Source organism: Pedobacter sp. KBW06 (assembly GCF_003852525.1).
Classification (GTDB): domain Bacteria; phylum Bacteroidota; class Bacteroidia; order Sphingobacteriales; family Sphingobacteriaceae; genus Pedobacter.
Window position 1 is genome coordinate 1,039,243 of record NZ_QAJL01000002.1, and the last position, 15,924, is coordinate 1,055,166.

Annotated in this window: 15 protein-coding genes; 2 read left to right on the top strand and 13 right to left on the bottom strand. The window is 40.0% G+C overall.

Annotated elements, in window-relative coordinates; all coding sequences use genetic code 11:
• Positions 1 to 243: 243 nt before the first annotated feature.
• The 5 genes from DBR43_RS14500 to fumC are packed head-to-tail and all read right to left on the bottom strand — an operon-like array spanning position 244 to position 4,008.
• Positions 244 to 807 (bottom strand): DUF1543 domain-containing protein, encoded by a 564-nt coding sequence (locus DBR43_RS14500; protein ID WP_124581941.1) that lies wholly within the window; start codon positions 805 to 807, stop codon positions 244 to 246.
• 10 nt (positions 808 to 817) lie between these two features.
• The gene (locus DBR43_RS14505) at positions 818 to 1,264 is read right to left on the bottom strand and encodes a low molecular weight protein-tyrosine-phosphatase (protein ID WP_124581943.1); all 447 of its coding nucleotides are present in this window, start codon (positions 1,262 to 1,264) and stop codon (positions 818 to 820) included.
• Between the two features lie 5 nt (positions 1,265 to 1,269).
• A complete protein-coding gene (locus DBR43_RS14510) occupies positions 1,270 to 2,076 on the bottom strand; it encodes a S1/P1 nuclease (protein ID WP_233602975.1) in 807 nt (268 codons plus the stop codon).
• Positions 2,077 to 2,096: 20 nt separating this feature from the next.
• The gene (locus DBR43_RS14515; protein ID WP_124581945.1) at positions 2,097 to 2,591 is read right to left on the bottom strand and encodes a fumarate hydratase; all 495 of its coding nucleotides are present in this window, start codon (positions 2,589 to 2,591) and stop codon (positions 2,097 to 2,099) included.
• Positions 2,592 to 2,610: 19 nt separating this feature from the next.
• Positions 2,611 to 4,008 carry a class II fumarate hydratase gene (fumC, locus tag DBR43_RS14520; RefSeq protein WP_124581947.1) on the bottom strand — a complete coding sequence of 466 codons (1,398 nt, stop codon included), beginning with the start codon at positions 4,006 to 4,008 and terminating at the stop codon, positions 2,611 to 2,613.
• 280 nt (positions 4,009 to 4,288) lie between these two features.
• On the opposite strand from fumC, the gene DBR43_RS14525 reads away from it, so the two are divergent.
• Complete coding sequence (locus DBR43_RS14525) at positions 4,289 to 5,506, top strand: serine hydrolase domain-containing protein (RefSeq protein WP_124581948.1); 1,218 nt, start codon at positions 4,289 to 4,291, stop codon at positions 5,504 to 5,506.
• Here the strand turns inward: DBR43_RS14525 and recG are convergent.
• The 8 genes from recG to DBR43_RS14560 all read right to left on the bottom strand — a co-directional run bounded on the left by recG (position 5,503) and on the right by DBR43_RS14560 (position 13,851).
• Positions 5,503 to 7,608 (bottom strand): ATP-dependent DNA helicase RecG, encoded by a 2,106-nt coding sequence (gene recG, locus DBR43_RS14530; RefSeq protein WP_124581950.1) that lies wholly within the window; start codon positions 7,606 to 7,608, stop codon positions 5,503 to 5,505. The two genes, DBR43_RS14525 and recG, sit on opposite strands and share 4 nt — an antisense overlap.
• A 4-nt stretch (positions 7,609 to 7,612) precedes the next feature.
• Complete coding sequence (locus tag DBR43_RS14535; protein ID WP_233602976.1) at positions 7,613 to 8,509, bottom strand: EamA family transporter; 897 nt, start codon at positions 8,507 to 8,509, stop codon at positions 7,613 to 7,615.
• Positions 8,510 to 8,527: 18 nt separating this feature from the next.
• Positions 8,528 to 8,914 carry a RidA family protein gene (locus DBR43_RS14540; protein ID WP_124581954.1) on the bottom strand — a complete coding sequence of 129 codons (387 nt, stop codon included), beginning with the start codon at positions 8,912 to 8,914 and terminating at the stop codon, positions 8,528 to 8,530.
• 59 nt (positions 8,915 to 8,973) lie between these two features.
• Complete coding sequence (locus DBR43_RS33210; RefSeq protein ID WP_199757048.1) at positions 8,974 to 9,114, bottom strand: DUF6728 family protein; 141 nt, start codon at positions 9,112 to 9,114, stop codon at positions 8,974 to 8,976.
• 77 nt (positions 9,115 to 9,191) lie between these two features.
• Complete coding sequence (locus DBR43_RS14545) at positions 9,192 to 10,520, bottom strand: OmpA family protein (RefSeq protein ID WP_124582116.1); 1,329 nt, start codon at positions 10,518 to 10,520, stop codon at positions 9,192 to 9,194.
• Positions 10,521 to 10,950: 430 nt separating this feature from the next.
• Complete coding sequence (gene meaB, locus DBR43_RS14550; protein WP_124581956.1) at positions 10,951 to 11,844, bottom strand: methylmalonyl Co-A mutase-associated GTPase MeaB; 894 nt, start codon at positions 11,842 to 11,844, stop codon at positions 10,951 to 10,953.
• 85 nt (positions 11,845 to 11,929) lie between these two features.
• Positions 11,930 to 12,976 (bottom strand): glycosyltransferase family 4 protein, encoded by a 1,047-nt coding sequence (locus tag DBR43_RS14555; RefSeq protein ID WP_124581958.1) that lies wholly within the window; start codon positions 12,974 to 12,976, stop codon positions 11,930 to 11,932.
• Complete coding sequence (locus tag DBR43_RS14560; protein ID WP_124581961.1) at positions 12,973 to 13,851, bottom strand: glycosyltransferase family 2 protein; 879 nt, start codon at positions 13,849 to 13,851, stop codon at positions 12,973 to 12,975. The genes DBR43_RS14555 and DBR43_RS14560 overlap by 4 nt, the downstream gene beginning before the upstream one ends.
• Positions 13,852 to 14,084: 233 nt before the next feature.
• Here DBR43_RS14560 and DBR43_RS14565 point away from each other — a divergent pair, with 233 nt between their 5' ends.
• Complete coding sequence (locus tag DBR43_RS14565) at positions 14,085 to 15,923, top strand: ABC transporter ATP-binding protein (RefSeq protein ID WP_124581963.1); 1,839 nt, start codon at positions 14,085 to 14,087, stop codon at positions 15,921 to 15,923.
• Position 15,924 lies beyond the last annotated feature (1 nt).

Here is a 15,924-nt window from a genome sequence, read left to right on the forward strand (position 1 = left end):
CGAAATTCCTATGCCTTTTCTTAGAACGGCTTCTTTTTTTTAGAAATTGGGGACTAAATAAAAACCGCTCGTCGAGTCAGTCACAGGAATGATCAAACTAAAAATCCTGCACATTCGTACCGCTCTTACAGGAGGTATAAACGTGCAGGATTTAAAAAAAAGAAGAGTTTCTTTGAATACATCCGAAGATTTGCGCTTCAGCAAAGGTTCGGGAATGAAAAGTAATTCCTCTTTTTTAGCGTCTTATATTTTGCTAAATTTCAGATAACCAAGATTGATTTCATCTTTCTGCTGTCCTTCGGCAAGCTCAATCTTCAGGTCATATTGAAGTTTCAGTTCTTCAGAAAGGACATCAACAATTTCAAAAGCGTCATCCACATCTACTCCATATTTATCATCAATGTGAGAGGCTGCTCCTTCAAAACCGGTATGTTTATAAAATGCCGTCTGCTTTGCCTGCTGAATAGCTGAAGCTTTGTCTTCAGCAACAATCAGCATTTTATAATGCGGTTCATCAAACTCTCCGGGCTTATAACCTCCGAGATTCATAAAGAACAAATTGTTTGTTTGATTCGGAATGCTTCCTTTAGCCACCACCTGTATTTGATAACCATCTACCTCGGTCACTTCACGCCAGGCATCTACATGGATTTTCTCTCCCGCCTCAGGCCAGAAATCAAGAATTTCCTGTTTCAAGTCCTTTAGTGAATCCGCGATAGAAAAAAACATATCGTGTTGTTCAATACGACGGGGCGGTGGTGTACAACCGAGCATCAACATAAATAATTTGGGTGATTGCGTGGACATTTTTCTTCTTTTAATTATTGGCTTTGATCTCTTCGATTAGTTGTTTACAGCGCTCTTCAATTTGTAGAAATACCGGCTCAAAAAGTCTTTCATCAAAATAAGGATCAGCGACTTCAAGATCATCTGGCAGGAATAGCGACACCTTCTCGCGGTGTTCCTCTTCTCCAGCCAGCTTGAGTACATCTTTCAAATTATTCTGATCCATCACCAGAATCAGGTCAAATTCATCAAAGTGATTTTTGTTAAAATGTCTGGCTCTTTGCTTAGAGATGTCATAACCAAATCTTCGGGCAACAGAAATACTTCTTTTATCGGCAGGCTCATTCACATGCCAGTCTCCTGTACCGGCAGAGGCGATCTCCCAGCCTAGTTCCTGTTCATCGACTAAATGACGCATAATCCCTTCTGCTAAGGGAGAGCGGCAGATATTGCCCAAACAAACCATTAGAATTTTCATTTATACTATTTATAGATGTCGTTAAGAATATTTGCAAGACATACTCCACCTTTTAACAATTGAGTGTTCAAAAGCTCCAGAAAGTCAAAATTGTACTTATAGCTCAGTTTATCTTCCGGCTTCGTACTCGCATATATTTTATTGCAGGCTTCGTAGGAACCATAAACATAATCTTTTAAAGAGCTGCTCTTCCATTCGGTCAGTTGAATTTCAGAAGGATGGTTAATGGCAGCCGTATATTCCGTATAACTCAATTGCTGGTAATCAATCAGACCTTCGTCCCAAACTTTATGCAGGTTAGATTTTTCCCCGAACCAGGTCACATATACTTTGTTTCCACCCAGGTCTTCTTTGCGTGCAGTATGCATTGGCTGATTTAAATCGCCAACCAAATGGACAAGCATACGCATAGCCAGTCTTTTCTGATCTGCGGTACTTTGAGGATTTTTCAGCACAGATACCATTTCAGGAATCTTGTTGTAAACATTTGGACCATGGTCAGTATCCAGGAAATTGAAAACACCTTGTTTGTCAAGATCAGCAGGAAGGTTTACAAAATGCCAGTTATACAGATAATTATAAGCGGTATCAGATTTAATAAAATCGCCCCAGGTACTCGCCATAGCCAGGCTTTCTGTCCCTAAAACTCCTTTGACACCCTTAAGTGCCCTGCCCGTAAGGTGTGCCTCAGCAACCTGTCCAACGATTCTGTGGCCAAGCATTCCCCATGCACTGGCATTTAGCGGAAGGTAAGCCATTACCGCAACGGTTAAGGCAACCCTCATTGATTTGTTGATCGATTTGATTTTCATAAGAACGTATTTTAAAAGGTTTATAGCGCTTTGGGTTTACAAATAATTTTCTCTTTCAAAACCAGGTTGCACTCTCTTTGGTCACTTGCACTTTGAAGGAATAGCTTATTGGGCTCAAAGGACTTGATATAAAAGCTTTTGATATATCTCCCAATCTGATAACAACCGGAAATTTTTTGTTTATAATTCGCTTTGGTATAGGTACCCTCCAGGATCAGGCTGTCATTACGAACCTCATAGACCCCTTTGGCATATTCTTTCCAAACGCCTTTGTTAAAACAGGAATCAGGATAGTAGTTTACTTTAGAATGCGTCGTTAAGTCTACATAGAATGAATCGCAGGTAAACTTAAATTTATGCTGCGTATAATTCAGTAACTTCCCGGCATTGGGGATACTATCCTGATTCCAAACACCCTGCAAAAAAGCCTCACCTTTCCCTTGTACATTAGGCAACCTGCTGCACGAAGCGAACAGTCCTGAAATGAGCAAAAGGGAACTTATCGATCTCCACATATCGGGGTATTTTTATAAATTATTTTAAACTTCCGACCATATCTTCCGGACGAACCCATTCATCAAACTGCTCGCCAGTCAGTAAACCAAGCTCAACTGCTGCTGCTCGTAATGTTTTGTTTTCTTTATGTGCTTTTTTTGCAATTTTTGCTGCGTTCTCGTAACCTACGTGAGGATTCAATGCCGTTACCAACATCAGAGAGTTTTCTAAATGTTTCTTAATTTCAGGAAGGTTAGGCAAGATACCTTCAGCACACTTATCATTAAATGATACACATGCATCCCCTATCAGGCGGCCCGACTGTAATACATTTGCTGCGATTACAGGTTTGAAAACGTTCAGTTCAAAATGACCATTGCTTCCACCGATTCCAACAGTAACATCATTACCCATTACCTGTGCACACACCATAGTCAATGCTTCCGGTTGTGTCGGATTAACTTTACCTGGCATGATAGAAGATCCCGGCTCATTGTCAGGAATGATGATTTCACCGATTCCACAACGAGGTCCGGAGCTTAACATTCTTACATCATTGGCCACTTTCATCAGAGAAACTGCGGTACGTTTATATGCGGCAGACAATTCGACCATCGCATCATGCGCTGCAAGCGCCTCAAATTTATTTGGAGCCGTTACAAAAGGAAGGCCTGTTAATTCTGCAATTTTTTGAGCCACAAGCACATCGTACCCTTTTGGCGTATTTAAGCCCGTACCTACTGCAGTACCACCAAGAGCCAGTTCACTGATCATAACCAGTGCATTTTTAATCGCTCTGATGCTATTGTCAATTTGCTGAACATATCCGGAAAATTCCTGACCTAAAGTAAGTGGGGTTGCATCCATAAAATGGGTACGTCCTGTTTTAACAATCGTACTGAATTCCGCTACCTTCTTTTCTAAAGTATTACGTAATTTCTCCAAGCCCGGAATGGTAATTTCTACCGCTTGTTTGTAAGCAGCAATGTGCATTGCAGTTGGGTAAGTATCATTGGATGATTGCGATTTATTTACATCATCGTTCGGATGTAATACCTTTTTTTCATCAGCAAGATCACCACCATTTAAAACATGGGCACGGTAAGCAATCACTTCATTTGCGTTCATGTTACTTTGCGTTCCCGAACCCGTCTGCCAGATCACTAAAGGAAATTGTTCATCTAAAGTACCTGCGATCACTTCATCACAAGCTTTTGCAATTAAATCTGCTTTTTCGGAAGTCAATACACCTAATTCTGTATTCGCTAAGGCCGCTGCTTTTTTAAGGTAACCAAAAGCATGTATAATTTCCTTTGGCATAGATGCCTCAGGCCCTATTTTAAAATTATTACGTGAACGTTCAGTCTGAGCCCCCCAGTATTTATCGGCAGGTACCTGCACTTCACCCATGGTATCGTGTTCGGTTCTAAAATTCATAGTGTTAAATATTTTATTTCGCAAATTTAGGCTTTTTATACTTTTAAATTGGGCATTATTGTCAGATGTTTAATACAGTTCAAAAAAAGCAATAAATCCATCCTGCAGCTCTCATTTCTGTTTCTAAATGCACTACAAAAAAAGGATCTACAGGATTACATCAGCTAAAAAATAAAACATTCTGAAAACAAAGCTCCTAATTAACAATGTTTAAAACTCTTTTGCGTTTAAAGCCTTAATATTCCTTATTTTTCGGGCGTTTAAAAGTATTTTATTATTCATGACTTATCGTAATATTTTAGCCGTGGCTTCAATGGCCACTTTTTTGTTTTTTGCCTGCTCCAATTCAAAGAAAAACGCAACCCATACTGTACCTAGTAAGGAACGGACTGCGGAAGATGACAAAGCCGACAGCCTCTTATTGGCTTACAACCCTGCCAAAGGCGATAAGTTCATTGCTGATTTTGTAGAGAACCTACATAAGAAATATGGCTTCAATGGGAACATGCTTGTCGCAAAAGATGGTAAAATTCTTTACGAAAGAGCCATTGGATGGGCAGATTACCTGCACCGTGACAGCTTGAAGATAAATTCAGAGTTTGAACTCGCTTCTGTAACCAAAACTTTTACCGGTACCGCAATTATGCAGTTAGTAGAACAGGGAAAGCTACATCTAACGGATGATGTAAAAAAGTTCTATCCTAACTTTCCTTACGAAGGCATTAACATTAAGTTACTCCTGACCCACCGTAGTGGGATGATGAACTATGTTTATTTTTCTGATGGCATCTGGAAGGACAAGAAAAAACCGATGAGCAATAATGATGTAATGAACCTCATTGCAGAATATAAACCAAACCGATACGCAAAACCTGATACCCGCTTTCATTATAACAATTCCAATTACATGGTATTGGCTGCCATAATCGAGAAGGTGACTGGCAAACCTTACGCTGACTACATGATGGAGAATATCTTCAAGCCATCAGGAATGAAGCATACACACGTATATTCAACAACTGTTTATCCAAAAATCCCTGTGGATGTAGTTGGGCACGACCGGACCTGGAGATACTCAGTGGTACAAAATTTCCTGGATGGTCCCGTTGGTGACAAAGGAATTTACAGCACATTGCATGACTTGGTTTTATACGACAAAGCCTTGAAAAACGGCCGTCTTTTGAAGAAAGAAAGTTTAGATTCTGCATATAAAGGACACAATAAAGCCATCAACGGACACTTTAATTATGGTTACGGATGGCGCATGTTTGATGGTGAAAATGGCAGAAAAGTAGTGTATCACACCGGTTGGTGGCATGGCTTCAGACATATCTATGTACGTGACTTTCAGAAGAACATTGTCGTCATCTTCCTGGGGAACTTAACCAACGGGAGCCTGATGCATCTGGATGATCTATATAAACATCTTGGCATGCCAATTATCAGAAAAGGCGCATACTCCGGATCAGGATCTCTTCCGGGAAGCGACGAAGATTAAGAAATTTTATCGAAAGCAATACCCCTTCTTCTTTTGTTGAGGTATGTTTTCAGCAAGCTATTTTCAGGGAGTTCCAGTTTTGGATCTCCCTCAAGAATATTGATAACTGTGTTTCTTGCTTCCTGCAGGATCAGCTGATCGGTAGCAAGATCTGCCAGTTTCAATTCCAATACCCCACTTTGCTGTGTCCCGGTAATGTCTCCCGGCCCCCGCAGCTGCAGGTCGATTTCAGAAATCTCAAAACCATTATTTGTTTTTACCATAGTATCCAATCTCAGGCGACCATCAGCACTCAATTTGTTTCCGGACATCAGGATACAATAAGACTGCTCTGCTCCCCGTCCTACACGCCCCCTTAACTGGTGTAACTGGGACAGGCCGAACCGTTCTGCATTCTCAATGATCATGATAGAAGCGTTAGGAACATTCACCCCAACCTCAATCACAGTAGTAGCCACCATGATCTGGCTCTTCCCTTCTATGAAGCGCTGCATTTCAAACTGCTTGTCTGCATTGCTCATTTTTCCATGTACAATACTGATCTGGTAATCAGGCCTCGGAAACTGGTAGCTCATTTGTTCTACTCCTGCTTCCAGGTGTAAAAGATCCAGCTTTTCGCTTTCCTTGATTAAGGGATAAACGACATATACCTGGCGCCCTTTGGCAATCTCTTCCTTCATGAATCCAAACATTCTCAGTCTTTGCCCTTCATAGAGGTGCCGGGTTTCAATCGGCTTTCTGCCGACTGGTAATTCATCAATCACAGAGACATCCAGATCCCCATATAAGGTCATCGCCAAAGTTCTCGGGATTGGCGTAGCAGTCATCACCAGAATATGTGGAGGCACTGCATTCTTACGCCAAAGTTTAGCCCTTTGCTCTACGCCAAAACGATGTTGTTCATCAATCACTACCAAAGCCAGATTTTTAAACACCACTTTATCTTCAATCAGTGCATGAGTACCTACCAGGATATCAATCTCCCCGGCCTCCAGCTCTTCGTGGAGCTTCGTTCTCTGCTTTTTGGTGGTACTGCCCGTCAGGATTGCCACTCTAGCCAGACGTCCGTTTAATAACGAAGCAATCGATTCATAATGCTGCCTCGCCAGAATTTCTGTAGGCGCCATCATACAGGCCTGATAGCCATTGTCAATCGCCAGCAACATGCTCATCAATGCAACTACTGTTTTTCCACTCCCTACATCTCCCTGTACCAACCTGTTCATTTGAATCCCTCTTTGGGTATCCATCCTGATTTCCTTGATTACCCGCTTCTGGGCACCGGTAAGCTCAAAGGGAAGTATTTCTTTATAAAAAGTATTTACAGCTTCTCCAACAGCATTAAACTGATGTCCTTTGAACTTCCACTCCCTGATTTGTTTATTATGTAAGAGCTGAAGCTGAATGAAGAACAGTTCTTCAAATTTCAATCTTCTTTCTGCTCCTTTTAATGCCTTTACATCGCGGGGGAAATGGATACTCAGAAGGGCTTCTTTTTTGGTTACCATCTGGTATTTATCCAGAATATAGGCAGGCATACTTTCCCTCACCTCGGGTAGAAGCTGTTCGATCACCAGGGTTTGCAATTTTTGGATGCCCTTACTATCGAGAAAGAATTTCTTTAGTTTTTCTGTAGAATTATATACCGGTTGCAGCCTTAGATTTCCGGTGATAGTGGCTGGTCTTGGATAACTTTCCAATTCGGGATGAGAAATACTGAATGAACCATTGAAGGCTGTTGGTTTACCGAAAACGATATAAACCTTTCCACGGGAAACGTTCTCATCCACCCATTTTAAGCTTTGAAACCAAACCAGTTCTATAGATCCCGTTTCATCCGTAAGGCGTGCAACAATCCTCTTCTTATGTTTTTCTCCGATCTGCTCCTTACCTGTGATTCGTCCAAGAATCTGAACATAGGGAAGGTCGGTATCGAGTTCATTAATCTTATAGAACCTAGTCCTGTCTATATACCGGAAAGGAAAATAGTTCAACAGGTCGTCATAGGTGAAAATGCGCAATTCTTTCTGTAAAAGCTCAGCGCGCTTAGGCCCTACACCTTTAAGATATTCTATGGTGGTATCTAAAGTAGCAGCAAACAAGGCTTTAAATATTTTTTTTCTTAAATGTAAGTATATCTTTTAGTATGCTCCAATTAAATACAACTACAGAGATCAGCAGCAAAAGATAAGCAAGTAGCTTATTTGAATCCACGTGTTCATTGAAGTGCAGAATTGCCACAGTAAAAGCAATTATAGGGTTGGTATAAATAATGATCCCAAGGGTGGAAGAAGGAATGCCGATCAGGGCATACAAACTCAAAAACAATGGGATGATGGTAAAAAATACAGCTACGACAATAATATTTCCCCAAAACCAGGAATCCATCGGGATCGCTACATGTTGAAAAAGATAAAAAGGCAGCATGAGCAATACCGCAAGACCAATCTGCACCGACAATACATTCAGTTTATCAAGATGTTGCATTTTACGTTGGATGATGAGGTAGAAGGCATACAGAGAGGCGATCACTACCGACCACATCACTTCCACAAAAGAACCTGTTGCCAGGAGGATGATACTCAGCAATGCGATGGCAAGGGAGATGAGCTTTAACCGCGATAAATGTTCTTTAAGCAGAATAAAGCCACCAAAAGCAGTGATCAACGGGCAAACCATATAAGCAAAAGCTGCCGATTGAAGGCTGACATTATTTACGGCATAGATATAAGTATACCAGTTTGAGGTTAATAAAACAGTAGAGGCAACGATCTGTAAACCGATCATACGTTTTCCCTTCCTGTCCAATCCTGCAAGATAATCCAGGTCTTTTCTAATTTGCTTTTTCCTAAATACCAGGATCGCAATCCAAAGAAAAACCATAGACGTAAAGATCCTGTAATAAAGGATTTCCTGAGAAGGAAAGGCTTTAAGATTTCTAAGCGGGATGGAGAAAAAACCCCATATAGAAAAAGATAAGACCCCTGCAAAGAAGTACCTCAAATTTGATTTCCCCAAAACTTAGCCTTTACAAGCGATCATAGAGATCTCTACATTTACGCCTTTAGGCAAGCCTTTAACGGCAACCGTTTCGCGTGCAGGAAAATTACTGCTACTTTCAAAATAAGTGCCATACACTTCATTTACTTCTGAAAATAAGGCCATATCCGTTAGAAAGATCGTCGTCTTTACGACATCATTAAAATTGTATGAAGCTTCTAACAATACCGCTTTAATATTTTTCATCACCTGATGGGTCTCTTCAGAGATAGACGATTGAGTAAGCTCTCCCGTTTGCGGGTTTATAGCAACCTGGCCCGATAAGAACAAGAAACCATTTGCTTTTACGGCCTGACTGTAAGGACCAATTGGTGCCGGAGCATTGTTGGTGTTAAATATCTGCTTCATCTTTATATAGTTTTATTTCGTTCTTAAAATTCAGGGATTCAGGTGGCTTTCGGCTTCGTTTACTTCAGAAAAATCAGGTCTATAAATTTCCAGAGCAGGCCAGCCACAAAGACCGTAATCGCAATGGCATTGATCACATGCATGATTTTCAAATTAATATTACTGGGCCTGTTGGGGTCTTTTTTTCTGAATAAATACATACCACTACAAATGTAGGAATAAAAAAAAGAGGGCTTCAAAATTGAAGCCCTCTTTTTTAATATTTACTTAGAAATAGTTAGTTTCTAGCAGATTCAACGCGACGGTTTTGGATACGACCTTCTTCAGTATCGTTTGAAGCGATTGGATTAGCTTCACCATGACCTTTAGTTACAACTTGACTAGCGTTAACACCAGAGTTAACTAAGTAAGTTTTAACAGAATTAGCTCTGTCTTTAGATAATTTCACATTGTATGCAGCAGTACCTTCGCTTGAAGCGTAACCGTTTACAGTTACTTTACCACCGTTTTCACGCAATACTGAAGATAATTTATCTAAAGTAGGGTAAGACTCAGTTTTTAAAACTGAACTGTTGAATTCAAATTGGATAGTTTCGAAACCAGTTACGTTACCAGTGTTTGGAGCAACAACTGTCTCTACTTTAGGTAGAGGACATCCTGAACCATCAACTGCTGTTCCTGCTGGAGTACCTGGGCATTTATCGAATTGATCAGCAACACCGTCACCATCAGAATCTTTTTTCAAAGCTTCAACAGATTGTTCAACGTTAGATACACGAGTTTTCAAAGCTTCAACTTCCTGACGTAATGAAGGATCTTTCAATTCATCATACATTAAAGCAAGTGGGTTAACCCAGTCAAGGTTTGGTTTAGATTTAGAACCTAGAGAGAATTCTAGACCTGCATATCCGTAAGAGAATTTATCTTTAGTAGTTGCTTTAGCATATACTCCGTCAAAATTATCTCCGTCGATGAAGTGCATGGTATAACCTAAGTTAAATGACACACGGTCAGACACTTTAAATTTAACACCTGCTCCAACTGGGATATAAGCTTCTTTAATGAAGTCTTTATCTCTGTCTTCACCAAATTTACCTTTGTTGTCAACACCGTTAACTTTAGGATTGTAAGCTACCATACCGTAACCAGCAGTTACGAAGAAGTTTACAGAGTTTTCGCGACGTAAGAAGTCAACTGTTGCTACGTTAACAACACCTCTTAAATCTACTGCATACTGCATTTCAGTTTCAAATTCTTTGATTCCGTTAACAGCACCACCTGGCATATCTTTGTTAGTTCCAGAAACTTTTCCACGGAAAATGTTACCTTCTAAACCGAATGCATGACCTAGTTGTTTTCTTAATGAAAGACCGTAACCTAAGTTTACATCGAAGTTGCTGAAATCATTTGATCCACCGATTGCAACAAATGGAGATAAAACACCACCGTTAACACCGATTGACCATGATCTGTACTGTGCTCTTCCACCAAATACCTTGGCTGAAGATGAAGTCGCTGGAGCATCCTGTGCACTAGCAAGAGTCGTTGCTCCCATTAATGCTACGAAAGAGACTGCAAGACCCTTTTTTAAAGTAGAATAATTCATAATTTTCTTTTTTAAGGTTAAACAAATTTTAATTGTATAATTTTTTTGTGTAGCAAAATTAAACAAATTTTTAAATTCTCACAATAGCTACACAAACTCCGTTCCAAACTTAGAAAGTGACACTAATTACCTAAATATGCCCTTTAATCAGGAGAATATTATCCAGCAGGAGAACATACAAACCAAGACGAACATTTGTTTTAAAAAAATCAAAACACACTGAAAACCAATATGATAAGACTTTTTCTACAAGGTTACAATTCCTTAACATAAAAACACTATAATTGTGGTGTAAAATATACACCCTGCACCTTTGCACCGGATAATCCGTCATGCCATGTCACCATCTGACAGCTGTTGTCCTATTCATTTGTACAAAGAAGTCCTTTTTTCAAGACAACTATAACACCATCGTCCTGCTCCGGTTTGATCAGGAAATCCATGAATCTGTAAATTTATAGATATTAAAATCCTTCTTTTTTGCAGCTTCACGAACATCCGCTATTAATTTCTGTTTATCAATCCCGCTCATGCGGTAATGCTGTATAATCTTCAATGCTTTTTCAGCAAGTAGGAAGGCCTTTCTTTCATTGGCCGTCAGCACCGGTTCAATTAACCAATCACACAATTCCCCGATCCCTTGTTTTTTATCTGCAACGGTCTTAAACACCGGGGTCTTTGAATGTTGCTGATAGACCAGTTTTTTTAAATTATTAGCAAAAGCATCAGCTCCCTCCCGGTCTGCCTTGTTGACCACGAAGCCCTGCGCAATTTCCATCAGACCAGACTTAATATTTTGAATTTCATCTCCGGATTCCGGCACAAGAACAACCACCGTTTTATCGGCCAAGCCTGCTATTTCTATCTCAGACTGTCCCACTCCCACCGTTTCCACGAAAATTAAATCAAAATCAGCGGCTCTCATCACATCAACCATTTCTATGGTTTTTACCGAAATCCCTCCCAAAGCCCCTCTCGTCGCAATTGATCTGATATAAACATTCGGATTATTAAAATGCTGAGACATCCGGATCCGGTCACCGAGCAAAGATCCAAAATTGAATGGAGAAGTAGGATCAACAGCCAGAATAGCAATCCGTTTATTTTGAGCGGAAAAATGCTCCGTAATGGCGTTCACCAATGTGCTTTTACCTGCACCCGGCGGGCCCGTGATCCCAACAACGGGTACTTCTTTACGAACAGATAATGAGCGCAAAAGTCTGGCGGAAGGGTCAATATCGTTCTCCACAAGAGTTAAGCCCCTTGCCAGGGAAATAAAGCTCCCCTGTTCTATTCCCTTCAAAAGTGATTCACAAGTGTCCATTCAAATTATTTAAAACAAAGAAATACAATTATATTTAATATTTCACCACATCAGAAGAATGACGAAAGAAGCAATTTTCATTGCATTAAAGTGAGTTGTATAAGTCAAGATAGCCCCTTGCAGTATCATCCCAATTAAATTGAGCAGCCCTTTTCTTCGCTTTTTCCGATCCATTATTTGAGTCAAAGTGTATCAACCCCTCGTTCAAAATCTGCTGCATATGTTCTCCTTCAAAATCCTGAAAATAATATGCGGCATCAGCTCCGACTTCTGGCAAGGATGTATGGGTTGACAAAAACACAGGCTTACCATAGTGCATGGCCTCTATCACAGGCAAACCAAAACCTTCTGCAATCGAAGGAAAAACAAATGCCCGGCAATTCCTATAATACCAGCAACGCTCTTCTTTCGTAATTGATCCGATAACATGTACCCGATCTTTCACCCCCAGACGTGTTGCTTCTTCTAAAATTTTATTTACGTATTCAGGAGAACTTAAATTCCCTGCAATCACCAATTCGTAGTTATTTTCTTGTAACAATACCGGAAGCACATGGAAATTCTTTTTGGGCAGAACAGTACCAATACTAAACAAAAAAGGTTTAGATGGCCGAAATGCCGGCATATTAAATTCCGGATATTCATTAACTGTACAGCCGTTATAAATAACGGAAATCTCTTTTCCCTTAACATCAAGGTGCTGCCTGACCTGATCTAAAACGAAATGGGAGATGCAAACAATAGCAGAAGACCTGTTAATTCTACTTTGGATCTGATCAAGATGCTGCTTAATTCTGGACGGTCGATCCTGTTTTTCAATCAGAAAATTCAAGTCATGTATCGTCAGTAATACTTTAACACGCCCTTTAGGCGGATAATACCTGGAACCTTGATTACCAATATGCCAAATATCAAATTTCGAAGTTCCGGGAATAAACAACTTATGCCACGATTTTTGAATCAGATATTTTACCCGCTCTCCAAAAATTCCATTTGCCGTTATAGGGATATAAGCAGTAATGTGCTGATTAATGGCTGCATTTTTTATAAGTGCGGTGCCCAAGCTTTCGCAAAAAGTATATAAACCGGTGTTTGGATATTTTAACCGTTCACAATCCAAAAGTATGTTCATTTAATGATTTTATAATTTTTATACTCGAATAAACGTAGGCCCGTCATATTTTCTATCCATTGTAATACCTTGCGTTTTAAATTATGATTAATTTCTTGTTTTGACAGGTCAAATGTGAAAGTCCAATTTACCTTATCGATTCTCTGCTTCATTACCGCAGGTGGTGTTTGGTCAAAACGAACTACTTTATCTGCATTTCCATAATCAAAAGAGTCCGAAACAGGGGAGAATTCGTCAACCCAGGCTTCATCGTGGTAGAATTTGTTGAAATTATTCATTTTCAGGCTTATTCCTTTCGGAGGCTTAACCCAACCGTAATGATAAACATAGGCATCAACTAATTTAACCCTTAACTTTCTATCATTTATCCTAAAACCCTGGGCATCTTTATAAGACCTGATTCCTTTTAATTTCTTCATTACCCGAATCTCACGTCTGTACCATCGTCTGGATTCTGCAACATAATCATAAGAGCCATAAAAATGCTTATACTTTAATAAAAGGCCTTCAATTACAGGGTTATCGTTCACAGCAATCATCTCATTTTTAATAACAGGGAGATATTTTTCATGTATACATTCGTCGCCTTGTATATAGAAGACCCAGTCCATATCATCCGAAATCGCATCATAAGCCTTATTCGTTTCTTCAGCAAAAACCTGCCCCCCCTCTCTGATGCTCAAATTCCAGATCGTTTCAATTATCCTGAGCTTTGGAGATTCAATACTTTTGATCAGCTCCAAGGTCCCGTCGTCGGAACGTCCAACAGCAACCACAAACTCATCGCATATCGGCAGGATAGACTGTATCGCTTCGACAATTGGATAGTCGTTATTAACCGCATTTCGAATAAAGGTAAAACCAGCAATCTTCATGAGTAATTTTATAAATATGACAGCATAAAAACCGGGAGCACGACAATATGTGCAATCAGGTTGTTTATGGCATCAAAGATAATTTTATTATTTAATATGGAGCTGATATCATCGACTCAGCTGACTCTGAAGCTGAGTTCCCCCAAAAGCTGCTTAAATCTACCGACCACAGTAAACAGCCCTGTTTTGTACATGCAGGTAATTGCGTACCTTTGGAAAATTTTAAATTCTTAATGAAAGACTATTTCAGGTTATTGTCCTTTGCAAAACCCATTGAAAAATTTGCAATACCGTACGTAATTACAACATTACTTTATATCCTATTCAACACCTTGAATCTGGCGCTGTTAGCCCCTTTACTGGATACACTATTCAACAGTAAAGAAGTTGTTGCGGGAGCAAAAGCAACCACCGCAACTGTACAAGACAAATCCTGGTGGGACATTATGGAGCGTTTCAGGGATGTCACAGATTATTACATCCACAATTATGGTCCACAGGCTGCATTGAAATTTGTCTGTTTAGTCATTGTGGCTTCTGTACTATTATCTAACATTTTCAGGTATCTTTCTTCCAGAATCATGGAAGACCTTCGGGTACATACGCTTTTAAACTTGCGGAAAACCGTATTTAATAACGTAATGAACCTTCACCTGAGCTTTTTTAACAGTCAGAGGAAAGGAGACATCATCTCCAAAGTATCTTCAGATGTACAGGTCGTACAATTTACAGTGACGAATACTTTGCAGGTTGTATTTAAAGAGCCTGTAACCTTAATTGTATATATCGTCCTTCTTTTTGCCATATCTGTAAAACTCACATTTTTCTCCCTCCTGATCATTCCACTTTCCGGGCTCATCATTGCAAAGATTGTGAAAAGGTTAAGGCAACAGGCCACACAGGCACATGAGACTTTTGCCAATATGCTTGGCTATCTGGATGAAGCATTGTCAGGAATTAAAATTGTAAAAGCATTCAATGCAACAGAATATGTAAAAGACAGATTCCAGCAGGAAAATGTCAATTATTCGAATATCACCAGAAAAATGGTACGCAGGCAGCAGCTCGCTTCTCCAGTATCCGAATTCCTGGGTGTAAGCATGGTTGCAGGGATCGTTTATTTCGGGGGATCCCTGGTGCTGACTGGTCAATCCTCACTCACCTCATCACAGTTCATTGCATATATTGTTGTATTTTCACAAGTGATGCGCCCTGCAAAAGCACTTTCTGATGCTTTTAGTGCCATTCATACCGGCCTGGCTGCAGGAAAAAGAGTCCTCGATCTGATCGATGAAAAACCAGAGATTGTTGATAGCCCTAACGCGGTTGACATCACTAATTTCGGCAAGTCTATAATTTTCAAAGACGTCTCTTTTGCTTATGGTGACAGGACCATATTAAATCATATTAATATAGAAATTCCCAAAGGCAAGACGGTCGCACTGGTAGGTCCATCGGGAGGAGGTAAATCTACGCTAATGGACTTACTACCAAGATTTATCGAACCTCAAAAAGGAAATATACTTATTGATGGTGTAGATATCCGGGAGATTACAGTAAACTCATTAAGAAGTCAGATGGGGTTTGTAAATCAGGAATCCATTTTGTTCAATGATACCATTTTCAATAATATAGCCTTTGCAAAACCAAATGCAAGCCGGGAAGAAGTAATAACTGCGGCTAAAATAGCCAATGCCCATGAATTTATCATGCATACCGACAATGGTTACGATACCTCCATCGGTGACCGGGGTATTCGCCTCTCTGGTGGACAAAGACAAAGACTTTGTATTGCCAGGGCGATATTAGGAAACCCACCGGTCATGCTCCTGGATGAAGCAACTTCAGCTCTTGATACAGAATCTGAAAAACTGGTACAGGATGCTTTGTACAAGCTAATGGAAAACCGAACTTCTCTGATCATTGCACATCGTTTATCAACCATACAAAACGCAGACCTGATCATCGTTCTTGACAAGGCAGCGGTTGTGGAACAGGGATCTCATAGTCAGTTGATGGAAAACAATGGCCTGTACAGACGGTTAATCGATATGCAGACATTTGAAGAATAAG